Annotated in this window: 23 protein-coding genes, 6 pseudogenes, 1 riboswitch and 1 other annotated feature; of the genes and pseudogenes, 18 read left to right on the top strand and 11 right to left on the bottom strand. The window is 42.2% G+C overall.

From position 1 onward, the window contains the following. Window positions 1-20: 20 nt before the first annotated feature. The 5 genes and pseudogenes from EII37_RS11060 to EII37_RS11525 form a co-directional block, all read right to left on the bottom strand. Window positions 21-182 (bottom strand): hypothetical protein, encoded by a 162-nt coding sequence (locus tag EII37_RS11060; RefSeq protein WP_009730517.1) that lies wholly within the window; start codon window positions 180-182, stop codon window positions 21-23. Continuing rightward, on the bottom strand, window positions 170-397 hold the full coding sequence (locus EII37_RS00760; RefSeq protein WP_001152920.1) for a hypothetical protein: 228 nt from the start codon (window positions 395-397) through the stop codon (window positions 170-172). The genes EII37_RS11060 and EII37_RS00760 overlap by 13 nt, the downstream gene beginning before the upstream one ends. A 12-nt stretch (window positions 398-409) precedes the next feature. Further along, window positions 410-674, bottom strand: a pseudogene (locus EII37_RS00755) (plasmid replication protein). Continuing rightward, a pseudogene (locus EII37_RS11530) lies at window positions 667-987 on the bottom strand (DNA replication protein); the annotation flags it as partial. The pseudogenes EII37_RS00755 and EII37_RS11530, both read right to left, overlap by 8 nt. A 24-nt stretch (window positions 988-1,011) precedes the next feature. Further along, window positions 1,012-1,362: pseudogene (locus tag EII37_RS11525) on the bottom strand (IS6 family transposase); the annotation flags it as partial. A 39-nt stretch (window positions 1,363-1,401) separates the two neighbouring features. On the opposite strand from EII37_RS11525, the pseudogene pnuC reads away from it, so the two are divergent. Beyond that, window positions 1,402-1,923: pseudogene (gene pnuC, locus EII37_RS00745) on the top strand (nicotinamide riboside transporter PnuC); the annotation flags it as partial. Between the two features lie 165 nt (window positions 1,924-2,088). On the opposite strand, the gene EII37_RS00740 reads toward pnuC, so the two are convergent. Then, window positions 2,089-2,625 carry a TetR/AcrR family transcriptional regulator gene (locus EII37_RS00740; protein WP_124787255.1) on the bottom strand — a complete coding sequence of 179 codons (537 nt, stop codon included), beginning with the start codon at window positions 2,623-2,625 and terminating at the stop codon, window positions 2,089-2,091. 132 nt (window positions 2,626-2,757) lie between these two features. On the opposite strand from EII37_RS00740, the gene EII37_RS00735 reads away from it, so the two are divergent. Together EII37_RS00735 and EII37_RS00730 are read left to right on the top strand one after the other, a co-directional pair. Further along, window positions 2,758-3,648 carry a cation diffusion facilitator family transporter gene (locus EII37_RS00735; protein WP_124787254.1) on the top strand — a complete coding sequence of 297 codons (891 nt, stop codon included), beginning with the start codon at window positions 2,758-2,760 and terminating at the stop codon, window positions 3,646-3,648. Window positions 3,649-3,728: 80 nt separating this feature from the next. After that, a pseudogene (locus tag EII37_RS00730) lies at window positions 3,729-3,914 on the top strand (hypothetical protein); the annotation flags it as partial. Window positions 3,915-4,115: 201 nt separating this feature from the next. Here the strand turns inward: EII37_RS00730 and galR are convergent. Continuing rightward, window positions 4,116-5,120, bottom strand: a complete 1,005-nt coding sequence (galR, locus tag EII37_RS00725; protein ID WP_124787253.1) for a DNA-binding transcriptional regulator GalR — start codon at window positions 5,118-5,120, stop codon at window positions 4,116-4,118. A 163-nt stretch (window positions 5,121-5,283) separates the two neighbouring features. Between galR and EII37_RS00720 the strand changes: the two genes are divergently transcribed. The 3 genes from EII37_RS00720 to EII37_RS00710 all read left to right on the top strand — a co-directional run bounded on the left by EII37_RS00720 (window position 5,284) and on the right by EII37_RS00710 (window position 8,436). Further along, window positions 5,284-6,462, top strand: coding sequence for a galactokinase (locus EII37_RS00720; protein WP_124787252.1), 1,179 nt, complete (start codon window positions 5,284-5,286; stop codon window positions 6,460-6,462). An 18-nt stretch (window positions 6,463-6,480) separates the two neighbouring features. After that, window positions 6,481-7,962, top strand: a complete 1,482-nt coding sequence (locus EII37_RS00715) for a UDP-glucose--hexose-1-phosphate uridylyltransferase (protein ID WP_124787271.1) — start codon at window positions 6,481-6,483, stop codon at window positions 7,960-7,962. A 69-nt stretch (window positions 7,963-8,031) separates the two neighbouring features. After that, window positions 8,032-8,436, top strand: coding sequence for a PaaI family thioesterase (locus EII37_RS00710; protein WP_124787251.1), 405 nt, complete (start codon window positions 8,032-8,034; stop codon window positions 8,434-8,436). Window positions 8,437-8,468: 32 nt separating this feature from the next. Here the strand turns inward: EII37_RS00710 and EII37_RS00705 are convergent, their stop codons facing one another. The 4 genes from EII37_RS00705 to EII37_RS00690 all read right to left on the bottom strand — a co-directional run bounded on the left by EII37_RS00705 (window position 8,469) and on the right by EII37_RS00690 (window position 11,992). After that, complete coding sequence (locus tag EII37_RS00705; protein ID WP_124787250.1) at window positions 8,469-9,731, bottom strand: nucleobase:cation symporter-2 family protein; 1,263 nt, start codon at window positions 9,729-9,731, stop codon at window positions 8,469-8,471. After that, window positions 9,731-10,312, bottom strand: coding sequence for a xanthine phosphoribosyltransferase (locus EII37_RS00700; RefSeq protein ID WP_124787249.1), 582 nt, complete (start codon window positions 10,310-10,312; stop codon window positions 9,731-9,733). The genes EII37_RS00705 and EII37_RS00700 overlap by 1 nt, the downstream gene beginning before the upstream one ends. Before the next feature lie 123 nt (window positions 10,313-10,435). After that, window positions 10,436-10,531, bottom strand: a riboswitch (purine riboswitch). 235 nt (window positions 10,532-10,766) lie between these two features. Further along, entirely contained in the window at window positions 10,767-11,153 is a 387-nt protein-coding gene (locus tag EII37_RS00695) for a VOC family protein (RefSeq protein ID WP_124787248.1), read from the bottom strand. A gap of 11 nt (window positions 11,154-11,164) precedes the next feature. Continuing rightward, complete coding sequence (locus EII37_RS00690; RefSeq protein ID WP_124787247.1) at window positions 11,165-11,992, bottom strand: exodeoxyribonuclease III; 828 nt, start codon at window positions 11,990-11,992, stop codon at window positions 11,165-11,167. A gap of 219 nt (window positions 11,993-12,211) precedes the next feature. Here EII37_RS00690 and EII37_RS00685 point away from each other — a divergent pair. The 12 genes and pseudogenes from EII37_RS00685 to EII37_RS00630 all read left to right on the top strand — a co-directional run bounded on the left by EII37_RS00685 (window position 12,212) and on the right by EII37_RS00630 (window position 24,573). Further along, window positions 12,212-13,110, top strand: a pseudogene (locus EII37_RS00685) (type II CAAX prenyl endopeptidase Rce1 family protein). After that, window positions 13,094-13,381 carry an autorepressor SdpR family transcription factor gene (locus EII37_RS00680; protein ID WP_000006510.1) on the top strand — a complete coding sequence of 96 codons (288 nt, stop codon included), beginning with the start codon at window positions 13,094-13,096 and terminating at the stop codon, window positions 13,379-13,381. Before EII37_RS00685 ends, EII37_RS00680 begins: the two are co-directional and overlap by 17 nt. Next, window positions 13,362-14,003, top strand: a complete 642-nt coding sequence (locus tag EII37_RS00675) for an SdpI family protein (RefSeq protein WP_124787246.1) — start codon at window positions 13,362-13,364, stop codon at window positions 14,001-14,003. The genes EII37_RS00680 and EII37_RS00675 overlap by 20 nt, the downstream gene beginning before the upstream one ends. A 126-nt stretch (window positions 14,004-14,129) precedes the next feature. Beyond that, window positions 14,130-14,585, top strand: a complete 456-nt coding sequence (locus EII37_RS00670) for a DUF3290 family protein (protein ID WP_000675332.1) — start codon at window positions 14,130-14,132, stop codon at window positions 14,583-14,585. Next, on the top strand, window positions 14,582-15,217 hold the full coding sequence (locus EII37_RS00665) for a DUF421 domain-containing protein (protein ID WP_124787245.1): 636 nt from the start codon (window positions 14,582-14,584) through the stop codon (window positions 15,215-15,217). The genes EII37_RS00670 and EII37_RS00665 overlap by 4 nt, the downstream gene beginning before the upstream one ends. Window positions 15,218-15,271: 54 nt before the next feature. Then, on the top strand, window positions 15,272-17,017 hold the full coding sequence (locus tag EII37_RS00660; protein WP_124787244.1) for an ABC transporter ATP-binding protein: 1,746 nt from the start codon (window positions 15,272-15,274) through the stop codon (window positions 17,015-17,017). Continuing rightward, window positions 17,007-18,749 (top strand): ABC transporter ATP-binding protein, encoded by a 1,743-nt coding sequence (locus EII37_RS00655; protein WP_124787243.1) that lies wholly within the window; start codon window positions 17,007-17,009, stop codon window positions 18,747-18,749. Before EII37_RS00660 ends, EII37_RS00655 begins: the two co-directional genes overlap by 11 nt. Before the next feature lie 130 nt (window positions 18,750-18,879). Further along, on the top strand, window positions 18,880-19,572 hold the full coding sequence (locus EII37_RS00650; protein ID WP_124787242.1) for a sugar transferase: 693 nt from the start codon (window positions 18,880-18,882) through the stop codon (window positions 19,570-19,572). Between the two features lie 42 nt (window positions 19,573-19,614). Then, window positions 19,615-20,844 (top strand): DegT/DnrJ/EryC1/StrS aminotransferase family protein, encoded by a 1,230-nt coding sequence (locus EII37_RS00645; protein ID WP_124787241.1) that lies wholly within the window; start codon window positions 19,615-19,617, stop codon window positions 20,842-20,844. A gap of 332 nt (window positions 20,845-21,176) precedes the next feature. Beyond that, complete coding sequence (trpB, locus tag EII37_RS00640; protein WP_050252720.1) at window positions 21,177-22,355, top strand: tryptophan synthase subunit beta; 1,179 nt, start codon at window positions 21,177-21,179, stop codon at window positions 22,353-22,355. After that, window positions 22,346-22,577 (top strand) — a binding site (T-box leader). (Overlaps the previous gene by 10 nt.) A gap of 71 nt (window positions 22,578-22,648) precedes the next feature. Next, entirely contained in the window at window positions 22,649-24,010 is a 1,362-nt protein-coding gene (gene trpE / locus EII37_RS00635; protein ID WP_124787240.1) for an anthranilate synthase component I, read from the top strand. Further along, window positions 24,007-24,573, top strand: coding sequence for an aminodeoxychorismate/anthranilate synthase component II (locus tag EII37_RS00630; RefSeq protein WP_033683174.1), 567 nt, complete (start codon window positions 24,007-24,009; stop codon window positions 24,571-24,573). Before trpE ends, EII37_RS00630 begins: the two co-directional genes overlap by 4 nt. The last annotated feature ends 2 nt before the right edge of the window (window positions 24,574-24,575 follow it).

Below are 24,575 nucleotides of genomic sequence, written 5' to 3'. Positions count from 1 at the left end.
CTTCATAGGTCTTCGCATTTTTAGCGCCCATTAGGATCATCAGTATAATTTTCTGAATTAGGAGACTGTCCCATCACTATTCGAACTTCGTCTCCCAACTTACGCTGTTCCCATTCATCCGTGAATTCTTTAAATCGCAATTCTGGAACTTTCTTTTTAACTGAATCATCTATTTTCGCCATAGTCCCCACCATTTTATTGGTTTTTCTTGTTCTTCTATCCTTTTTTGATCTTTGATTTGTTCCTGCAAATTTTCCAACTTCTCTTTAAGAGCGTTCACTTCATCTTTATATTGATTGTCTAAGTGTTTGAATTCTGTTTCCTGTGAGGGCATTTTGAGGGCTTTTAAGTTATCATTTTCCGCCTTGTATTCTTCTAGCAACTTTTTATCTTGCAAGGCTAATCGTTGTTACTGGTCTAACAAATTAGTTAGTTTTTCTATTTGTTGGTCTTTGCTATTTATTTGTTGGTCTTTGGTCTTTGGTATTTGATTTGCTACTACTTTCTACTTTACCTAAAATTATTTTTTCTGCTTTAGAATTTATTAGATTAGACCCATTGGAACTTTTAAGCTGTAATTCTTTTGGTAACCTTTGGTAGTGATATTGAATATTTTGTTTTGTAATACTCAACTCATCCGCCAGCTCTTTGATCGTTTTTAAGTCTTCACTCATGGTTTAAGTCCTGCCTTTTAACCATTGGTAGATATTGTTCAATGGCTTTTTTGAGGTAGCGTGCGATATTATGCTTAGAATATTCTTCACGTCTGCTGGCAACATAAGACAAGTGGTCTTTGACACTATTTAGCCCTCTTAATTCTTTCAGTTCGTCATAGAGGGGGTAAACATGGACTTGCAATCCTGCCATGATTTTTGTATCTTGCATTTCAAACGGACTTAGCAACATATTTTCTAGCAATAGCGTGGTGTACTTGTTTTTCATTGCTTCAATAGCTAGCTTATCTTCGGTTTCTGCTTTGCGTGCTTTATCTTCTTGATAGGCGGTATCTTCTAACTTATAGCTGTTATCGTCTGCTCGACGTTTCTTTCGTAACCAGATATCCAATGTTAAACCGTCCGCATCAATCGCTCGATAGAGATAATGCCAACGCTCCTTAATTTTGATATAGGTTTCATCCATTTTCCACGAATAGAAGGACTGTTTATTTTTCTTTTTCCATAGATGATAGAGGATTTTACTGTATTCTTGAACCCACCGATAAATCGTAGTGTGACAAACATTTATTCCACGGTCATAAAGCAATTCCTGAACTTCACGATAGCTCAGATTGTAACGTAGGTAATAACCAACAGCGACAATGATGACGTCTTGTTGGAATTGTTTGCCTTTAAAATGATTCATCTCTCAAGCCTTACTAACCTTTTTTCTGCTCTTTGAGAAGCTGAAGGTCGTGCTAGTAACTACCTATTTGGTTTGATTAATTCCATCATTTATCTGGTGCTTGCCCTACAAAAAGGCTTTTATGGTGAGGTATTGACGACCCTTTACTTCACAGTCATGCAGCCAATTGGACTTCTAGTTTGGATTTATCAAGCTCAGTTCAAGAAAGAAAAGCAGGAGTTTGTCGCGTGTAAGCTGGGTGGCAAGGGTTGGACAAAGTATCTTTCTATTAGTGTTCTTTGGTGGTTGGCCTTTGGCTTCATTTATCAGTCTATCGGAGCTAATCGTCCCTATCGTGATTCCATCACAGATGCGACCAATGGGGTAGGGCAAATCCTCATGACAGCTGTTTACCGTGAACAATGGATATTCTGGGCAGCTACCAATGTCTTTTCAATCTATCTCTGGTGGGGAGAAAGCCTGCAAATTCAAGGAAAATATCTAATTTACCTGATTAATAGTTTAGTTGGTTGGTACCAGTGGAGCAAGGCAGCTAAGCAGAACACTGACTTACCTAACTAAGAAAAAAGTTTGAAAGTGCTGTTTTGAGTTTTCGGATAAAACAGATAGAGTTGATAATAAAGGATTTTATATTATGAAAAAGAGGATCAGCGGGTCCTCTTTTGTTGTTGAAAAGATAAAAAACTCAGTAACCTAGAAATAAGGCAACTAAGTTCTACTCTGTATTCATTTTTTAGGAATGAGAAGGTCTAGATAAAACTGGACAACTTCTTGTTCTGTGAAGTCTTGCCCTTTTTTGAGCCACCAGGTCAATGTCTCGATAAAGTTGGTTACAACTAAGTGTTGGAGATAAGAAGCAGGCAGACTGGGGTGTGCTTTTTTCAAATCATCAGCCAGCATGGGATAGACGTGGTGCTCCAGCTCTCTCTGGAGTTGACGGAGGAAGTAGTCATTTTTGGAGAATAGCAGACTGGTGATATGGTCTTGATTTTTCTGAAAATGCAGAAAGAGGTGGGCGAGGTAATCTTCGGTTGAAATGGCTAGCTCTCTTTCAAAAAGATGATGGAAGAGGTAGCGACAGAGCTCGTCTAGAAGCAGTTCCTTGCTTTCATAGTGACAGTAAAAAGTAGAACGTCCCACATCTGCGAGATCAATGATATCCTGAACAGTAGTAGCCTCGTAGCCCTTAGCATTCAAAAGTTGTAGAAAGGCTTGATAGATGGCTTTTTTTGTTTTACTGATACGGCGGTCAATCTTAGTCATATGGACACTTGAGGCAAATTGTTCAGAACTGAATAAAGCTGACGCTTTGCTTCTATCCTTTCTTTGAGTCTTAGTGGATAATGATAATGAACAAGGTGTTCATGAATCTATTATAACAAAGGAATGAGAAATATGAAGGCAAAATATGCTGTTTGGCTAGCTTTTTTCTTAAATTTGACTTATGCTATTGTCGAGTTTATTGCAGGTGGAGTATTTGGTTCTAGCGCTGTTCTTGCTGACTCGGTGCATGACTTGGGAGATGCGATTGCAATTGGAGTATCAGCCTTTCTAGAGACCATCTCTAATCGTGAAGAAGATAATCGGTACACCTTAGGCTATAAGCGTTTTAGTCTGCTAGGAGCCTTGGTAACAGCGATAATACTCATGACAGGATCTGTTCTAGTCATTTTGGAAAATGTCACGAAGATTTTAAATCCGCAACCAGTCAATGATGAAGGGATTCTCTGGTTAGGAATTATTGCGATTACTATTAATGTACTAGCGAGTCTAGTGGTTGGTAAGGGAAAGACAAAGAATGAGTCTATTCTGAGTCTGCATTTTCTGGAAGATACCCTAGGGTGGCTGGCTGTCATCCTAATGGCCATTGTTCTTCGATTTACGGACTGGTATATCCTAGATCCACTTTTGTCCCTTGTCATTTCTTTCTTTATTCTTTCAAAGGCTCTTCCACGTTTTTGGTCTACGCTCAAGATTTTCTTGGATGCTGTGCCAGAAGGTATTGATATCAAGCAAGTAAAGAGTGGCTTAGAGCAATTGGACAATGTGGCCAGCCTTAATCAGCTTAATCTCTGGACTATGGATGGTTTGGAAAAAAATGCCATTGTCCATCTCTGTTTAGAAGATTGGGAGCAGATGACGGAAACAAAGAATCAAGTACGTCAACTCCTAGAAGAAAGAGGCGTGCAGAATATTACTATTGAAGTAGATAGCAGTCAAATCAATCATTCGCAACATAAAAGGAGGGTAACAGCTTTAGAGCAATCCCATGATCATCAACATTAGAAAAAGAGGCTGGGGAAAAAGTCTTTAAAAGTAAAAAGAGCATAGTATCAGGCATTGAAAAAATTTGATACTATGCTTTTTATTATGTAAGTACGGTGGGACTCAATGAAGCCACAATTAAGAAATATATTCAAGATTAAAGAAATTATCCAGTGGATGATTTCTTCACGAGTATAAAAATTTGAGAACGAGTAAAGCATGATATAGCACTAGATAAATTGAGTATAAAAGAATATGCGGATCCCTTTAGGGATAGTGGTAAGTAATACTAAAGCCTCTTTGAGAGGCAAGTGACGAGTCAAGAGCAGTAAGGCTTGAACAAAGTGAAAGCCAGCGTCCTTAGGCGCTGGCTGGTGATTTGGGTTTATAGCCCTGGTTCAAACCACCCGTTAGACGGGTGGTCATGATTATGGGGATATTTACTTCATTTTATCTTGAAATTTAGTTTTTGCCTAGATTCTAATATCTTAATCATTCCTTGTACTTTCTCTCAGAGTAAGTCTGGTTCCCAGCATGGTCAGGCTAGGGATTTTGCGACCGTGGAGGACTTCCTTGTTAAGAATATCCATACCTGCTCGGCCCATTTCCTCGGTATAGACGGTGATGCTAGAGAGGGGAGGATAGACCTGTTTGGTCAGACTAGTGTCGTTAAAGGAAATGAGGCTGACGCGGTCTGGTAGGCTGATTCCAGCTTCTTGGAGGGCACGGAGGGCACCGATGGCTAAACTATCGCTGGCTGCGAAAAAGGCTGGCGGGAGTTGGTCTCCTAAGTTCTGAATGGCCTCCTTCATTAAGTCATAGCCAGACTGGGCGGTAAAGCTACCTTGAAAGACAAGTTCATCATGATAGATTCCTTTTGTTTGACTGTAGTTCTTAAAATTTTCCAGCCGCTTATCCTCAATGATTTCTTCTTGGTCTGTTGTTTCCTCAAGACCTGTTAGAATCCCGATACGGTCCATTCCTTGGCTGAGGAAATAATCGACAACCTGTTTCATAGCAGTGTAAAAGTCCGTAATAATGCAGGTATGTCCCATGGAAAGTGTATCACTGTCTAGAAAGACAAGAGGCTTTTGGTATTCTTCAAAGGCAGAAATCTGTGCTCGGCTAAATTTACCGATACAGAGAATCCCAATCACTTCCTCGCTCAGGGTAAAAGGATGGTCATTAAAATAGCGTAAGATATCATAGTCCAGTTCTTGGGCTCTTTTTTCTATGCCTAGGCGAATCTGGTAGTAGTAGAGGTCGTCCAGCTCCCCTTGTTCACTGACCCATTGAATAATGGCAATCTTTTGCTTGGGTTTATGGGACTCGCCTGTCTTGAGGTGCTTAGTGTAGCCCAACTCTTCAGCAACGGTTAAAATACGGTGTCTGGTTTCTTCTGTAACAGATAGGCTCTGGTCGCGATTGAGGACACGGGATACGGTCGCGATAGAGACAGAGGCTAACTGTGCAATGTCTTTTAAGGTAGCCATAAATCCTCCTTGATTAGATTAGTATATCATATTTTTCTGTATTTTACTGATAATTTAGTAAAAGTTTAGTAAAAAGGATTGACCTTGGGAAATCCCTTGTATACAATAGAGGAAAACGATTACACGTTAAGGTGACTTAACGGACAGTAAAAGGAGAAATCATATGACACAACATCTTACTGCTGAAGCGCTTCGCAAAGACTTTCTTGCTGTTTTTGGTCAAGAAGCAGACCAAACTTTCTTTTCACCAGGTCGTATCAACTTGATTGGTGAGCACACAGACTACAACGGTGGGCACGTTTTTCCAGCTGCTATTTCCTTGGGAACTTACGGTGCAGCTCGTAAGCGTGACGACCAAGTTTTACGTTTCTACTCAGCCAACTTTGAGGACAAGGGCATTATCGAAGTACCTTTAGCTGACCTCAAGTTTGAAAAAGAGCACAACTGGACCAACTATCCAAAAGGTGTCCTTCATTTCTTGCAAGAAGCTGGCCATGTCATTGACAAAGGTTTTGATTTTTATGTCTTTGGGAATATCCCAAATGGTGCTGGCTTGTCTTCTTCAGCATCCTTGGAACTTTTGACAGGGGTTGTGGCAGAGCATCTCTTTGATTTAAAATTAGAGCGTCTCGATTTGGTTAAAATCGGCAAACAAACAGAAAATAACTTTATCGGAGTCAACTCTGGTATCATGGACCAGTTTGCTATCGGTATGGGGGCTGATCAACGTGCTATTTACCTAGATACCAACACTTTAGAATATGATTTGGTACCACTTGATTTGAAGGACAATGTCGTTGTTATTATGAACACTAATAAACGTCGTGAATTGGCGGATTCTAAATATAATGAACGCCGTGCTGAGTGTGAAAAAGCAGTGGAAGAGTTGCAAGTTGCCTTAGATATTCAGACCTTGGGTGAATTGGATGAGTGGGCCTTTGACCAATATAGCTACCTAATCAAAGATGAAAATCGTTTGAAACGTGCTCGCCATGCTGTGCTTGAAAACCAACGTACCCTCAAAGCTCAAGTAGCCCTTCAAGCAGGAGATTTGGAAACATTTGGTCGTTTGATGAATGCTTCTCACGTTTCTCTTGAGCATGATTATGAAGTAACTGGTTTGGAATTGGATACTCTTGTTCATACAGCTTGGGCACAAGAAGGAGTTCTCGGTGCTCGTATGACAGGGGCAGGTTTTGGCGGATGTGCCATTGCCTTGGTGCAAAAAGATGCTGTTGATGACTTTAAGGAAGCTGTAGGCAAACACTACGAGGAAGTAGTTGGCTACGCTCCAAGTTTCTATATCGCTGAAGTTGCAGGTGGCACTCGCGTCCTTGACTAGTCAAAAGGAGGCTTTATGGTGACCTTAGTAGATAAATTTGTAACACATGTCATTTCTGAAAGTTCATTTGAGGAAATGGATCGAATCTACCTGACCAATCGTGTCTTGGCACGAGTGGGAGACGCTGTTTTGGAAGTTGAGACGGATCTGGATAAAGTGATTGACCTCAAGGACCAGCTGGTTGAGGAAGCCGTTCGATTAGAGACGATTGAGGATAGTCAGACTGCACGTGAAGTCCTTGGTGCTGAACTGATGGACTTGGTGACCCCTTGTCCTAGTCAGGTCAATCGTGATTTCTGGACAACCTATGGCCAATCTCCTGAGCAAGCGATAGCGGATTTCTACCAACTCAGTCAGAAGAATGACTACATCAAACTCAAGGCCATTGCTAAAAATATTGCTTATCGTGTTCCATCTGATTACGGTGAACTTGAAATTACCATCAACCTCTCTAAGCCTGAAAAGGATCCCAAAGAGATTGCGGCAGCCAAGTTGGTGCAAGCTAGCAATTATCCCCAGTGTCAACTTTGTCTAGAGAATGAAGGCTACCACGGTCGGGTCAACCACCCAGCTCGCAGCAATCACCGGATTATCCGTTTTGAAATGGCTGGTCAGGAGTGGGGCTTCCAGTATTCGCCCTATGCTTACTTTAATGAGCACTGTATTTTCTTAGATGGTCAGCATCGTCCCATGGCCATTAGTCGTCAGAATTTTGAACGTTTGCTGGCTATCGTAGAGCAGTTTCCGGGCTATTTTGCAGGCTCTAATGCCGATTTGCCGATTGTGGGAGGTTCTATTCTAACTCATGATCATTATCAGGGAGGCCGTCACGTATTTCCTATGGAATTGGCTCCCTTGCAAAAGACCTTCCGATTTGCTGGTTTTGAGCAGGTCAAGGCTGGGATTGTCAAGTGGCCCATGTCAGTGCTACGTTTGACTTCGGCTTCCAAAGAGGATTTGATCAACTTAGCTGACAAGATTTTGCAGGAATGGCGCCAGTATTCAGATCCAAGGGTGCAAGTCTTGGCAGAAAGTAATGGAACACCACACCATACTATCACACCTATAGCCCGTAAACGCGATGGCCAGTTTGAGTTGGACTTGGTCTTGAGGGACAATCAGACTTCTGCAGAACATCCTGATGGCATTTATCATCCTCACAAGGATGTCCAACATATCAAGAAGGAAAATATCGGCTTGATTGAGGTCATGGGCTTGGCAATCTTGCCACCACGTCTGAAAGAAGAAGTGGAGCAAGTCGCTAGCTATCTTGTAGGAGAAGCTGTTACGGTTGCCGATTATCATCAGGAATGGGCAGAGCAACTCAAAGTCCAACATCCAGACCTAGCGGATAAAGAAAAAGCCCTTGAAATCGTCAAGGACTCTGTGGGTACTATCTTTGCACGTGTACTTGAAGATGCAGGAGTCTACAAGCAGACAGAACAAGGACAGGCAGCCTTTATGCGCTTTGTGGAGCAGGTCGGAATTTTGCCAGGCTAGGAGCTTTCTCCTTGCACAGTTCTATAAAAAGTAGTATCATAGTGTCGTTTGAAATATCAGGAGGAAACGATGAAAGATTTTCATTTTGACGCTATATCTGCTTTTGAAAATTACGAAATTGAACAAATGAGAGATGGTCACGTTTTGGTGACGACAAAAGTAGTGAATTCGTCGCTCAACTACTATGGCAATGCCCATGGTGGCTATCTCTTTACTCTCTGTGACCAGATCAGTGGTTTGGTGGTTATCTCGCTGGGGCTTGATGGGGTGACACTCCAATCCTCTATCAACTACCTTAAGGCAGGAAAACTTGATGATGTGCTGACTATTAAAGGAGAATGTGTCCATCAAGGTCGCACAACCTGTGTGGTGGATGTGGATATCACCAATCAAGAAGGCAGAAATGTCTGCAAAGCAACCTTTGCCATGTTTATCACAGGCCAGAGGTCAGAAGAAAGACAGGTACGAATATAGATAACTAAAAAAGAGGCTCACACCTCTTTTTCTTATTTCTTTTTATGATTTAATACGGCATTGAGGACAATGGCGAGGAGGCTGGCTACGACGATTCCGTTTGAGAAGAACATTTGGAAGGCTGTCGGCATACTAACGAAGAGATTACTGTTGTTGAGTCCGACACCTGCAGCGATGGAGACTGCTGCAATAAGGAAGTTGTGTTCACTGTTAGCAAAGTCAACACGGGCGAGGATTTGCATCCCTTGAATCGATACAAAACCAAACATCACCAGCATGGCACCACCGAGGACAGGGCTCGGAATGATTTGGGCAAGGGCGCCAAACTTAGGAAGGAGTCCAAGGAGAACCAGGAAACCTGCTGCGTAGTAGATTGGCAGACGAGTCTTGATACCTGATAATTTAACCAAACCAACGTTTTGTGAAAATCCTGTGTAAGGGAAGGTGTTAAAGATTCCTCCGAGAAGTACGGCCAAACCTTCTGCGCGGTAACCGTTGCGAAGGCGCGTGCTGTCGATTGGGTCTTTCGTGATATCAGATAAGGCCAGATAAACACCAGTAGACTCAACCATAGACACCGTTGCGATGATACACATCATGACAATAGATGAGATTTCAAAGGTTGGCATCCCAAAGTAGAGGGGAGTTGGGACATGGACAAGCGGTGCTGCTGCAACAGGCGAGAAGTCAACCAAGCCCATGCTAGCAGCAATGGCAGTTCCAACAACCAGACCAATCAAAATAGAGATAGACTTGATAAATCCTTTGGTAAAGATGTTGATCAAGAGGATAATCAGAACAGTGATAGCTGCAAGCAGAAGACTTTGACCGGTTGGCTCAGGAACGTTATTTCCCATATTTCCAATAGCGACAGGAATCAAGGTTAAACCAATCGTGGTAATTACAGAACCTGTTACGATAGATGGGAAGAGATTGGCCACTTTTGAGAAGATGCCTGAAACAAGAACCACGTAAATCCCTGATGCGATAAGGGCACCAAACATAGCGCCACTACCGTGGCTTTGCCCAATCATAATCAAGGGAGCTACTGACTGGAAGGCAACTCCAAGAACGACTGGAAGTCCAATCCCAAAGTATTTGTTGAGTTGGAGTTGAAGGAAGGTTGCCACCCCACACATGAAGATATCTGTAGAAATCAGGTAGGTCAACTGCTCAGCCGAATAGCCAAGGGCTGTCGCAATCATGATGGGAACCAGGATGGATCCTGAGTACATGGCTAGTAAGTGCTGCAAGCCAAGAACGGCTGATTGTGAATGTTTTTCTTGAGTTTGCATTAGAGATCTGCCTCCTTAAATACGACTTGACCATTTTCAAAACGATCCAAACGAGCGAGTGATAGAACAGGGTAGCCTGCTTTTTCAAGCAAATCACGGCCATCTTGGAAAGATTTTTCAATCACAATACCGATAGCTTCGACTGTTGCTCCAGCCTGTTCGATGATTTGAATCAAGCCTTTAGCAGCTTGGCCATTAGCAAGGAAGTCGTCGATAATCAAAACCTTGTCCTCTGGTGAGAGGAATTTTCCAGCGATGGAAACGGTGCTGGTTACCTGCTTGGTAAAGGAGTAAACTTCGGCAGTTAAGATACCTTCGTTCATAGTGATGTTCTTAGCTTTCTTAGCAAAAATCATGGGAACGTTTAAGGCTTCAGCTGTAAAAATGGCTGGGGCAATACCTGACGCTTCAATGGTCACGACTTTGGTAATACCAGCAGCAGTAAATTTTTCCGCAAAAACCTTACCAATCTCTCGCATCAAGCTAAAGTCAACTTGGTGGGTTAAAAAGGAATCTACCTTGAGGATGTTATCACCCAAGATATGCCCATCCTTGAGGATGCGCTCTTCTAATAATTTCATAAGACCTCCTAAAGTCTAAAAGCCAATCCATTTGCTTGTTTAGAGTTTCTAGCAAGAAATAGAAAAAGGACCTACTTAATATCTAAGTAAGTCCCCAAAATAGGCATGGCGAAAAAGACCATACCTCCAAGATAACTTACTTATTGTTAGGTGTTACGGCACCTTGTAGAAACGTCGTGCCAATTCACGACATAAACAAGTAAAACGATATTTAATTTTAAATATGCTTGAGCCAATGTTTTCATTCTACACTAAATAACTTTAAAAATCAACTGTTTTGTTAATGTTTAGGTGTAAAAAACGAACAAATAGAAAGGAAATGGGCAAAAAACTCAGTTATTAGCAAACGTTCAGAAGGTTTTCCCATCATAAAAGGTATATTATCAAGATTTTTCAAGACTTGACAATATGCCTTTTTCTGATTTGAAATATTTTTTTCTAAACCTTTATTACTCTACTCGCTAAATCTTAAAAAATAGCCATCTGGATCCAAAACTGCAAATTCATGTGGATAGATATAATGATCCCCAACACGAAACTTTCTTTTGGTTAAGGGACGATAAATAGGATAGTCAGCTTCCAGCAGTTTTTGGTGGAGTTTTGGAACATCCTTTATCCCAAAGGAGAGATTGACTCCACGACCAAATGGGTAGGTCAGCTGAGCTAATTCTTCTGCGCTGCCTTCTTCTAGCATAAGTTGGCAGTCTTCAAGCGAGAGGAAGAGAAATTTCTCCTCTGGACGATCGTATTCGACAGAGAATCCTAGCAGGTCGCAGTAGAAGTGGCGTGATTTTTCGATGTCAGATACTACAAATTCAGGAATGACAGCTTGATAGTCCATTCGTTTTCTCCTTAGAGTTCAATCTCCAAGACAATGGGTGTATGGTCTTGACGAGCTCCTGAGTCAATCATGTCAGACTTTGTCACCTTGTCAGCGATGCGGTTACTTGTGAGCCAGTAGTCGATTCTCCAGCCTGTATTATTGATTTTAGAAGTCTTGCTGCGCTGTGCCCACCAAGTGTAGCGTTCTGGAACATCGCCATGAATATGGCGGAAGGTGTCGGTAAATCCAGTTGCCAAAAGGTTGGTAAATCCAGCACGTTCCTCGTCGGTAAATCCAGGTGAACGGCGGTTGCTAGCAGGATTTGCAAGGTCGATTTCATTGTGGGCAACGTTGTAATCACCGGTCGCAAGGACTGGTTTTTCTTTGTCTAGTTGAGCCAAATACTCCGCATATTTGACATCCCAGACTTGACGTTCTTCCAAGCGTTTGAGTCCATCGCCAGCATTTGGTGTGTAAACTTGGGTCACGAAAAATTCATCAAATTCTAGAGTAATGATACGGCCTTCCAAGTCCATGGTAGAAGGGGCACCGATTTCTGGGAAAGTGACAGTGGGTGTAAGTTCTTTCTTATAGAGGAACATGGTTCCAGCATAGCCTTTACGGGCAGGTTCTTGAGAAGAACGCCACGTGTTTTCGTAGCCTGGGAAGAGTTCTTCTAAAATTTCCAAGTGTTTCTTTGTAGGCCCTTTGGCAGAAAGCTTGGTTTCTTGGATAGCAATGATATCAGCATTTTCAGAGACCAAGGTTTGTAGGACTTCTTGGGACAATTTGGCACGAGCTGAGTCACTAGTTAGGGCAGCATTGAGGGAATCAATATTCCATGAGATAAGTTTCATAAAGTTACCTTTTTCATTCAGATTATAGATTTTATTATACCAGAAAAAGGTCTATTTCCCCAATGTATGGTTTGAAAAATTACTCTTTAGACTTTATCCTGAGAAAATAAAAATTCCCTAAACTATTTAGAAAAAAATCTAAATAGCTCTTGTGTTTAGAATAGAAAGATGTATAATGTTATTTAGAAAAATATCTAAATAGAAAGTGAAGTTACATATATGTCAAATAAGAGAACAATCCTTCTTTTTGTGGTCTTGGCTTATGCCCTTGCTTGGATAATATGGTTGTCACTATGGCTAAGTGGTGTTGGTTTAAATTCTCCATGGAGTCAACTTGCTAGTATTGTAGCCATGTGGATGCCTGCACTTGCAGTCTTTCTCTTAGGGAAAATCACGAATCAACCTAGTGGAATCAAATCTAAATTAGTTGTAAATCTCAAGAGCAACTGGCGCTTTTACTTACTAGCTATCTGGTTACCAGCAGTCGTCAGTTTTTTAGGAGCGGGACTTTATTTTCTTGTATTCCCTAGCAATTTCAGCCTTGGTTTTGAATCTATTCAAGCCATCTTACAAGAAAAAGGTGTCTCTCAATCAACCATTCCCTTATCTTTCTTGGCCTTGATTCAAATCCTAGCTAGTTTGACCTACGCTCCTTTTCTTAATAGTTTTTTTGCATTGGGAGAGGAAATTGGTTGGCGTGGCTATCTTTACCCAGCTCTAAGAGGACGCTTTTCACTAGTCCAGACTCATGTCTTGCTTGGTCTCATTTGGAGTCTTTGGCATCTACCAATCAATTTGCAAGGCTATAATTATGGACTATCTTATTTTGCTTATCCTGTTTTGGGAGTTGTTGCTATGTTTCTATCTTGTTTTAGCCTAGGAATATTGTTGAGCTGGTTGTTGGAAAAGACAGGTTCTATCTGGGCTTCTGCCCTATTTCATGGGGCAATCAATGCAACTGCAGGTATTGGGTTACTCTTTCAATTACCAGGAGAAAAGTTTCAAGCCTCTTGATTTTAGGGCCATCACAGACTGGAATGCTATCAGTTCTACCTTGCTTATTCCTAGCCCTACTAATATTACAAAGGGAAAGGAGTCATTATGAGTTTTGCAAATAGCTTTAAAGCCTTATCTCATCCAGTTAGGAGAGAGATTTTAAATTTACTCAAAGCAGGTAGATTATCTGCAGGAGAAATTGCCAGTCAATTTGAGTTGACTAGTGCAACTATTTCACACCATCTTACGATTTTGAAAGCAGCGGATTTGATTCATGAAATGAAAGAAAAAAACTTTATTTATTATGAGTTAAATACATCGGTTTTAGAGGATATAATGGTTTGGTTAGCAGATCTGAAAGGAGATCATTTTGATGAAGATAAAAATCAATAAGAAATTGGTATTATTTACGAGCATTCTCATCCTACTACCTTCCCTTGTAGGTTGTGTTTTCTGGAATCAATTACCAGAGGAGATACCCACTCATTTTAATCTACTGGGTCAAGCAGATGGCTACAATCATAAAATGTCTGCTATCTTTGGATTACCGACTCTCATGCTTTTGATGCATTGGTTGCTTCTATTTTTAATGATTAAGGATCCTAAATCTAGCAATATCAGTTCAAAAATACAACTCTTGATTTACTGGATTATTCCTTTTGTATCTTGTCTATTAATGATTTCTATCTTCGGAGAATCTTTGGGTTATTCCATGATGAGTGGGCTACTAGCTCAGATTTTTATGGGAGTCGTGATGATCGTAATTGGAAATTATCTACCAAAAACACACCGAAATTATATAATCGGTATTCGACTACCGTGGACCTTGGAGAATGATAAAAACTGGAGAAAAACGCATCGCCTAGCTGGGAAAATTTGGGTATTCGGAGGATTGTTATTGTTTCTAAATTCCTTTGTGCAACTATATGTTTACTGGGTATTCTTCTTGACACTTTTCTTTGTAGTCATAATTCCTAGTGTCTATTCTTATCAATTATCAAAATCAGAATCTTGAAGTAGCTACTGGAGTCATTAGTTTGAGAAGTTGGTCTGATATGTCTATTTCCCCAACGTATGGTTTGAAAAATCACTCTCTTTCGTTTATAATAAGGAATGATTTTATGAAAGAGAGTGGAAATAAATGAAATTTTACTCATACGACTATGTGCTTAGCCAAATCAGTCAGCAAAATGGCATCATGATTGGCTTTGGGATTGTCCTCCTAGCTATCACAGGATTTTTTGCTTTTAAGGCTTATCGTGATAAAAAGGGGACTAAGTTTCGGGAATTGGTCATGATTTTAGCCTTGACCTTAGTGGCCATGCTTTTGGTAACAATTTCAAAATACCAGACCAATCAAGCCTCTAACAATCAATTTCAAACGTCCCTTCATTTCATAGAGGTTGTTTCCAAAGACTTGGGGGTGGATAAATCAGAAGTTTACGTTAATACTTCAGCTGCCACTGATGGAGCGCTTGTCAAGGTAGGTCCAAATTTCTACCGCGCCATGAACGGGAGCCAACCAGACAAGTATCTTTTAGAGAAATTAGAATTGAATCAAACAGACGCTATTGAATTGGTGGAGGTAAACAAATGACACTCAACTATATGGAAATTTTAATCAAACTGGCCTTGGGTCTTTTCTCTCTTGTTTTTGTTATTAATGTGACAGGAAAGGGGAACCTAGCACCTAATTCTGCGACAGACCAAATTCAGAACTATGTTCTTGGTGGTATCATCGGTGGGGTGATTTACAATAGTTCAATCAGTATTCTGCAATACGCAGTGATTCTGATGATGTGGACGATTTTGGTCTTGACCCTCAAATGGCTCAACAACAATGTTCGTTTTGTGAAACGCTTGATTGATGGAAAGCCAACTCTCCTCATCAAAAATGGGAAGATTGACCCAGAAGCCTGTCGTTCAGTTGGATTATCTGCAGCGGATGTAGCCCTCAAACTTCGTAGCCAAGGGATTTTCCAGATGAAGCAAGTTAAACGAGCTGTGCAAGAGCAAAATGGCCAACTCATCGTGGTCCAAATGGGAGATGAAAATCCTAAGTATCCAGTTGTGACTGACGGTGTGATCCAAGTCGATGTTTTAGAATCGATTGGTCGTAGCGAAGAGTGGCTGCTTGATAATCTCAGCAAACAAGGGTATGAAAATGTAGCTAACATCTTTATCGCTGAGTATGATAAGGGTGCGGTCACAGTCGTAACCTATGAATAAGAAAAACCTGGGGTCTAGGCCTCAGGTTTCCATTTGCAATCAGAAAGGGATTTTATGTCCATTATTCAAAAACTTTGGTGGTTTTTCAAGTTAGAAAAACGCCGTTATCTAGTCGGAATTGTGGCTCTGGTCTTGGTTTCCGTCCTCAATCTCATTCCCCCTATGGTTATGGGGCGGGTTATTGATGCCATCACATCGGGACAATTAACCCAGCAGGCCCTCCTTCTTGACCTATTTTATTTGCTACTTGCAGCCTTTGGGATGTACTATCTGCGTTATGTTTGGCGTATGTATATCCTCGGGACTTCCTATCGTCTGGGGCAGATTATGCGATCTCGCTTGTTTGAGCATTTTACTAAAATGTCTCCAGCCTTTTATCAGACCTATCGGACGGGGGACCTGATGGCGCATGCCACCAACGATATCAATGCCTTGACTCGTCTGGCAGGAGGCGGTGTTATGTCTGCGGTGGATGCCTCTATCACGGCGCTGGTGACCTTGCTGACCATGCTCTTTAGCATCTCATGGCAAATGACCTTGGTTGCCATTCTACCCCTGCCTTTCATGGCTTATGCGACCAGTCGTTTGGGAAGAAAGACACATAAGGCCTTTGGCGAATCACAGGCTGCCTTTTCCGAACTCAATAACAAGGTGCAGGAGTCTGTATCAGGTATCAAAGTGACCAAGTCTTTTGGTTATCAGGTGGACGAGTTGAAGTTCTTTCAAGAAGTCAATGAATTGACCTTTCAAAAGAATCTCCAAACCATGAAATACGATAGTCTCTTTGACCCTATGGTTCTCTTGTTTGTTGGTTCCTCCTATGTATTAACTCTTTTGGTCGGTTCCTTGATGGTTCAGGAAGGGCAGATTACGGTTGGAAATCTGGTTACCTTTATCAGTTACTTAGATATGTTGGTCTGGCCTCTTATGGCCATCGGCTTCCTCTTTAATATTACCCAGCGAGGCAAGGTTTCTTATCAGCGGATTGAAAATCTTTTGTCTCAGGAATCTCCAGTAAAAGACCCAGAGTTTCCTTTAGATGGTATTGAAAATGGACGCTTGGAGTACACCATTGATAGTTTTGCCTTTGAAAATGAGGAAACACTGACGGATATTCACTTTAGTTTGGAAAAAGGGCAAACTCTGGGCTTGGTCGGACAGACAGGCTCTGGGAAAACATCCTTGATTAAACTCCTCTTGCGTGAATACGATGTGGATAAGGGTGCTATTTACCTAAACGGTCATGATATTCGGGACTATCGTCTGACAGACCTTCGCAGTCTCATGGGATATGTTCCTCAGGACCAGTTTCTCTTTGCGACTTCGATTTTAGACAATATCCGCTTTGGCAATCCTAACTTGCCTCTTTCAGCGGTCGAGGAAGCGACTAAGCTAGCTCAAGTTTACCAAGACATTGTAGCCATGCCTCAGGGCTTTGATACCTTGATTGGTGAAAAGGGAGTCAGTCTCTCTGGTGGTCAAAAGCAACGTCTAGCCATGAGTCGGGCCATGATTTTAGACCCTGATATCTTGATTTTGGATGATTCTTTGTCGGCCGTGGATGCCAAGACAGAATATGCCATCATCGACAATCTTAAGGAAACGCGTCAGGACAAGACAACCATTATCACAGCTCATCGCCTCAGTGCAGTTGTCCATGCGGATTTGATTTTAGTTCTGCAAAATGGTCAAATCATCGAACGAGGCAGGCACGAAGACTTGCTAGCCTTGGATGGCTGGTATGCCCAAACCTACCAGTCTCAGCAGCTGGAAATGAAAGGAGAAGAAGATGCAGAATAAACAAGAACAATGGGCTGTATTGAAGCGCTTGATGTCCTATCTCAAGCCCTATGGACTCCTGACCTTTTTGGCACTCAGTTTTCTACTAGCGACGACGATCATCAAAAGTGTCATTCCCCTTGTGGCTTCCCACTTTATCGACCAGTATCTCAGCAATCTCAACCAACTCGCTGTGACCGTTTTGCTAGCCTACTATGGCCTTTATATCCTACAAACTCTGGTTCAGTATGTCGGCAATCTTCTCTTTGCGCGCGTGTCTTACAGCATTGTTAGGGATATTCGTAGAGATGCCTTTGCCAATATGGAAAAATTGGGTATGTCTTATTTTGACAAGACACCAGCAGGATCTATCGTCTCTCGTTTGACCAATGATACCGAGACCATCAGTGATATGTTTTCGGGGATTCTATCCAGCTTTATCTCAGCAGTTTTTATCTTTCTGACAACCCTTTATACCATGTTGGTGTTGGATTTTCGTTTGACAGCATTAGTCTTGCTCTTTCTCCCCTTGATCTTCCTTTTGGTCAATCTCTATCGGAAAAAATCAGTGAAAATCATTGAGAAAACTAGAAGTCTCTTGTCAGATATCAATAGTAAGCTGGCAGAGAACATCGAGGGAATCAGAATAATCCAGGCCTTTAATCAAGAGAAGCGCCTACAGTCAGAGTTTGATGAAATCAACCAAGAACACTTGGTCTATGCCAACCGTTCTGTAGCCTTGGATGCTCTCTTTTTGCGTCCTGCCATGAGTTTACTGAAACTTCTAGGCTATGCTGTCTTGATGGCCTATTTTGGCTACCGTGGGCTTTATCTGGGAATAACGGCAGGAACCATGTATGCCTTTATCCAGTATATCAATCGTCTCTTTGATCCCCTGATTGAAGTAACGCAAAACTTTTCAACCCTTCAAACGTCCATGGTTTCTGCAGGTCGTGTCTTTGCCTTAATCGATGAGAGGACTTATGAGCCGCTTCAAGAAGATGGCCAGGCTGTGGTAAAAGAAGGCAATATTCGTTTTGAACATGTGTGCTTCTCATATGATGGGAAACATCCGATTCTGGATGATATTTCCTTCTCCGTTAACAAGGGTGAAACCATTGCCTTTGTAGGTCATACAGGTTCTGGGAAATCTTCGATTATCAATGTCCTCATGCGCTTTTATGAATTTCAATCAGGGAGAGTTCTCTTGGATGATGTGAATATCCGGGACTACAGTCAGGAAGAGCTGAGAAAGAACATCGGTCTGGTCTTGCAGGATCCCTTCCTCTATCATGGGACCATTAAGTCCAATATCGCCATGTACCAAGAGATCAGTGATGACCAGGTCCAGGCTGCAGCAGCCTTCGTGGATGCAGATTCCTTTATCCAAGAACTTCCTCAGGGTTATGATTCCCCTGTTTCTGAGCGTGGTTCGAGCTTCTCTACTGGGCAGCGCCAGCTTCTTGCTTTTGCTAGAACAGTAGCCAGTCAGCCTAAAATTCTGATTTTGGATGAAGCGACAGCCAATATTGACTCTGAAACAGAAAGTTTGGTTCAAGCTTCTCTGGCTAAGATGAGACAGGGACGGACAACCATTGCCATCGCTCATCGCCTTTCTACCATCCAAGACGCTAACTGTATCTATGTTTTGGATAAGGGGCGTATCATTGAGAGTGGAACTCATGAAGAACTCTTGGCTCTGGGAGGAACCTATCACAAGATGTATAGTTTGCAGGCGGGTTCCATGTCTTAATACTCGTTGATTCTCATTCAGTAACAGAAGGAAATCCTTCAAATTACAGATTTCTTTCACCGCCTTTTCTATTTTGTGATATAATGAAAAATGTTGACAAATAGTATAATAAAAACAAAGGAGAAACAGCATGCTGAAATGGGAAGACTTGCCCGTGGAAATGCAATCAAGCGAGGTTGAGTCTTACTACCAGCTTGTCTCTAAAAGGAAGGGTTCGCTGATTTTCAAGCGTTGCTTGGACTGGGTTCTAGCCTTGGTCTTACTGGTTCTGACCTCTCCCATCTTTCTCATCTTGAGCATTTGGATCAAGTTGGATAGCAAGGGGCCAGTGATTTACAAGCAAGAGCGCGTGACCCAGTATAACCGTCCTTTTAATATTTGGAAGTTCCGTACCATGGTGACGGATGCGGATAAAAAAGGGAGTCTGGTGACTTCTGCTAACGATAGCCGTATTACCAAGGTTGGCAATTTCATCCGCCGTGTGCGTTTGGACGAACTGCCTCAGTTGGTCAATGTTCTTAAAGGTGAGATGTCCTTTGTCGGTACACGACCTGAAGTACCGCGCTACACAGAACAGTATAGCCCTGAAATGATGGCGACCTTGCTCTTGCCAGCAGGTATTACCTCTCCAGCCAGCATCAACTACAAGGATGAGGATACTATCATCAGTCAAATGACCGAAAAAGGTCTGTCAGTTGACCAAGCCTATGTAGAGCACGTCCTTCCTGAAAAGATGCGCCATAACCTCGCCTATCTCCGAGAGTTTAGTTTCCTTGGAGACATCAAAATCATGTTTCAAACCGTGTTTGAAGTGCTAAAATAAAGTAGTCATGAGAAAATGAGTACAGATAAAAGGAGCAAATCAATGCTAAATTACAACATTCCATTTTCACCACCCGATATCACCGAAGCTGAAATTGCTGAAGTAGCGGATACCCTGCGTTCTGGTTGGATTACAACAGGTCCTAAGACAAAAGAACTGGAGCGTCGCTTGTCTCAATACACACAGACGCCCAAGACTGTCTGTCTTAACTCTGCGACTGCCGCTCTTGAGTTGATTTTACGCGTTTTGGAAGTGGGACCTGGTGATGAAGTCATCGTTCCAGCCATGACCTATACAGCTTCATGTAGTGTCATCACTCACGTAGGGGCGACCCCTGTCATGGTGGATATCCAAGCAGATACCTTTGAGATGGACTATGACTTACTGGAGCAAGCTATCACTGAAAAGACTAAAGTGATTATCCCAGTAGAACTTGCGGGGATTGTTTGCGACTATGACCGTTTGTTCCAAGTCGTGGAGAAAAAACGTGACCTCTTTACCGCTTCAAGCAAGTGGCAAAAGGCCTTTAACCGTATTGTGATTGTCTCTGATAGTGCCCATGCTTTGGGATCAACTTATAAAGGTCAACCGGCTGGTTCTATCGCTGACTTTACTTCCTTCTCATTCCACGCCGTTAAGAACTTTACAACGGCCGAAGGTGGAAGTGCCACTTGGAAAGCCAATCCAGCGATTGACGACGAAGAGATGTACAAGGAATTCCAAATTCTTTCCCTTCATGGTCAAACTAAGGATGCTCTTGCTAAGATGCAACTGGGTTCATGGGAATACGATATCGTCACACCAGCCTACAAGTGCAATATGACCGATATCATGGCGTCACTTGGTTTGGTACAATTGGACCGTTACCCTGGTTTGCTAGAACGACGTAAGGAGATCGTGGACCGCTATGATCGTGGTTTTGCAGGTTCTCGCATCCATCCTTTGGCACACAAGACTGAGACTGTCGAATCTTCACGTCATCTCTACATCACCCATGTAGAAGGTGCTAGCCTAGAAGACCGCAATCTTATCATCCAAGAATTGGCTAAAGCAGGAATTGCAAGTAACGTCCACTACAAACCGCTTCCGCTCTTGACAGCCTATAAGAATCTTGGCTTTGATATGGCGAATTATCCTAAGGCTTATGCCTTCTTTAAAAATGAAATTACGCTTCCACTTCATACTAAATTAAGCGATGAAGAAGTGGACTATATCATTGAGACTTTCAAAACAGTTTCTGAAAAAGTGCTAACTTTATCAAAAAAATCGTAAAAAAGTCTTGACAAAGAAAAAACAAAGTATTAAAATAAGTTCAACAAATCAGAAAAGTAACTATTTTTGATCTTCAGGGAGCCTGTGGTGATTGTGAACAGGTGGTTGGAAGTAGTGAAAGTGGGCTGATTTTAAAAATGAATTTGAAACAATGAAAATTCGGTGCGCACACCTTACAGTGCAACTTGTTGTTAGACAAGGCAGAGATGTAAAGGGAAATAGTCCCTTTATAATTGAGGTGGCACCGCGTTACCAACGCCCTCACACGGAAGTAGATTCCGTGTGAGGGCTTTTTTTACATCTTGAAATCAATACTGAAAGAGGAAAATTTTATGACAACTAAAGGTTATTTTGGACAATTTGGTGGTAGTTTTGTACCGGAGCCGATTCAGGCTTTGTTGGATGAGTTGGAAGTGACATTTGACAAGTACAAGGATGATCCAGAGTTTTTGGCAGAATTTCGCCATTATTTGAAGGACTATTCAGGTCGCGAAACACCGCTTTATTTTGCGGAAAGTTTGACAGAGCACCTAGGTGGAGCTAAGATTTATCTCAAGCGCGAAGACCTTAACCACCTTGGTTCTCACAAACTCAACAACGTTTTAGGGCAAATTCTTCTGGCTAAACGTATGGGTAAAAAACGGGTTATCGCAGAGACAGGAGCTGGTCAGCACGGTGTTGCGACTGCAGCTGCTGCAGCTAAGTTTGGTATGGCTTGTGATGTCTACATGGGGGCAGAAGATGTGGAGCGTCAACGTCTCAATGTTTTCCGTATGGAGATGATGGGAGCAACTGTTCACGCAGTTGAAACGGGAACACGAACTCTTAAGGATGCGGTTGATGCAGCCTTTGGAGCATGGATGAATGATTTGGAAGCCTTCTATGTTCTGGGATCTGCTGTAGGTCCTCACCCTTATCCTACAATTGTCCACGAGTTCCAAAAGGTCATCAGTGAAGAATCTCGCCGTCAAATCTTAGAAAAAGAAGGTCGTTTACCAGATTACGTTATTGCCTGTGTAGGTGGTGGTTCCAATGCCATCGGTGCTTTTTCTCAGTATGTGGCTGATGAAGAAGTTAAATTGGTTGGGGTTGAAGCTGCTGGTCACGGACTTGATACAGACAAGCACGCAGCTACTATGACAAAAGGTAGTATCGGAATTGTCGACGGCATGAAGACTTATGCAGTCTTTAAGGAAGATGGAGAGCTAGCTCCAGTTTACTCTATCTCAGCTGGATTGGACTATCCAGGGGTTGGTCCAGAACATGCCTACTTTAAAGATTCTGGTCGCGTGGAATATGTCGCAGCGACGGATGAAGAAGCTGTTCAGGCTCTCCTCCTTCTCAGCAAGACTGAAGGGATTATCCCAGCGATTGAAAGCTCACACGCTATCGCAGAAGCAGTTAAACGTGCACCGAAACTAAGTAAAGACGAAATTATCATCATCAATGTCTCTGGTCGTGGAGACAAGGACGTAGCTGCGATTGCAGACTACCTAGAAGCTAAAAAATAAAAGATGGAAAAATTACAGTCTTTTCTCTCACAGAGAGCTTGTGGTTGCTGAAAACAAGCAGAGAAAGCTGTAAGGTTGGGTCCATCTGAAACGAGAGAAGAAAACATAATTCTCAAGGGAGTGCCCTTTATCGCACAGCCTGTTACAGAATCTTTTTGAGACAGGAATGAGAGATAGGAGAAATCCTATAATTGAGGTGGCACCGCGAATTTCGTCCTCACGCAAGTTATTTTGCGTGGGGATTTTTCATACAGTAGCCACCAACTAGAATTAGAACTGAAAGGGAAAATACAATGGAACGAATCATTCATGGAGATGTCTTATCACCAATCTTGGCTTATATGCGCCTAAAGGGGCAACACAAGGTTATCTTAGAGAGTATTCCGAGAGACAAGGAAACAGCTCGTTTTTCTATCTTAGCCTATAATCCTGTTTTTGAGATTAAGTTTGAAAATGGAGTTCTTTATCAAAATGGTCAAGTGATTGATCGGGATCCCTTGGATTTTCTTTATGAAGTGACTCATAAGAGCCAGCACCATTCAGACCTCCCTTTTGGTGGTGGAGCCATTGGTTTTGTTGGTTACGATATGATTTCGCTTTATGAAGAAATTGGTCAAATTCCTGAAGATACAATTGGAACGCCAGACATGCATTTCTTTGTCTATGAGAGTTACATGGTCTTTGACCACAAGAAGGAGAAAATCCATGTCATCGAGGATGCTCTCTATAGTGAGCGTAGTCAAGAAGACTTGGAAGAAGCCTTGAACCAAGTGCTTGAGGAATTACGCATTCCTGCTCCAAATGAATTTGAAGACTTGGATTTATCACCACTTGACTTCAAACCCCATATCGCTCCTCAGAAGTTTGAGGAAATGGTAGAAACCGCTCGTGACTTGATTCGTAACGGGGATATGTTTCAATGTGTGCTCAGTCAGCGCTTCTCAGCAGAAGTTACTGGAAATCCATTTGACTTCTACAGAAATCTCCGTGTGACTAATCCATCTAATTACCTCTATTTCTATGATTTTGGGGATTATCAAATCATCGGAGCTAGTCCAGAAAGTTTGGTTTCTGTCAAAAATGACATCGTGACAACCAATCCGATTGCAGGGACACGACCAAGAGGAGCTACGGATGAAGAAGACAAGGCTTTGGCGACAGACCTCCTCTCTGATGAGAAGGAAACAGCAGAGCATCGAATGTTAGTAGACTTGGGTCGTAATGATATTGGTCGCATCTCTGAAACGGCTAGTGTCCAAGTCACCAAGTATATGGAAGTGGAGCTCTTCCGCTACGTCATGCATTTGACCAGTGTGGTCAAGGGGCGTTTGCTTCCAGAACTCACTGCCATGGATGCCTTGAAATCAACCCTTCCAGCTGGAACAGTTTCTGGAGCACCAAAAATTCGGGCAATGAGACGTATCTATGAACTGGAAGCAGAAAAACGGGGCGTATACGCAGGAGCAATCGGCTACTTGTCTGCGACGGGTGATATGGATTTGGCCATTGCCATCCGAACTATGATTCTCAAAAATCAAACAGCCTATGTGCAGGCTGGGGCAGGGATTGTCTACGACTCTATCGCCCAAAACGAATACCAAGAGACCATTAACAAAGCAAAATCTATGACTAGAATTGGAGAACTAAGACCATGATTTTATTGATTGACAACTATGATTCTTTTACCTATAACTTGGCCCAATACATTGGGAATTTTGCAGAAGTACAGGTCTTGAGAAATGATGATCCCAAGCTGTATGAAGAAGCTGAAAAAGCAGATGGTCTGGTCTTTTCTCCTGGTCCTGGTTGGCCAGTTGATGCTGGAAAGATGGAAGACATGATTCGTGATTTTGCTGGCAAGAAGCCGATTCTTGGGATTTGTTTGGGCCATCAAGCCATTGCAGAAGTCTTTGGTGGTAAGCTAGGTTTGGCTCCAAAAGTCATGCATGGGAAACAGAGCAATATCAGCTTTGAAGCGCCATCTGTTTTGTATCAAGGCATTGAGGATGACCGTGCAGTCATGCGTTACCACAGTATTTTGATTGAAGAAATGCCAGAAGACTTTGAAGTGACAGCTCGTTCTACTGATGACCAAGCTATCATGGGGATTCAACACAAAACCCTACCAATTTATGGCTTCCAGTACCATCCAGAGAGCATTGGAACGCCAGATGGCTTGTCTTCTATTCGGAATTTTATCGAGAAGGTTGTAAAGTGAGG

The sequence above is a fragment of the Streptococcus sp. OH4692_COT-348 genome (assembly GCF_003859975.1).
Taxonomy (GTDB): domain Bacteria; phylum Bacillota; class Bacilli; order Lactobacillales; family Streptococcaceae; genus Streptococcus.
Note: the sequence above shows the minus strand (reverse complement) of the source record. Positions and strands in the feature narration are given on the sequence as shown.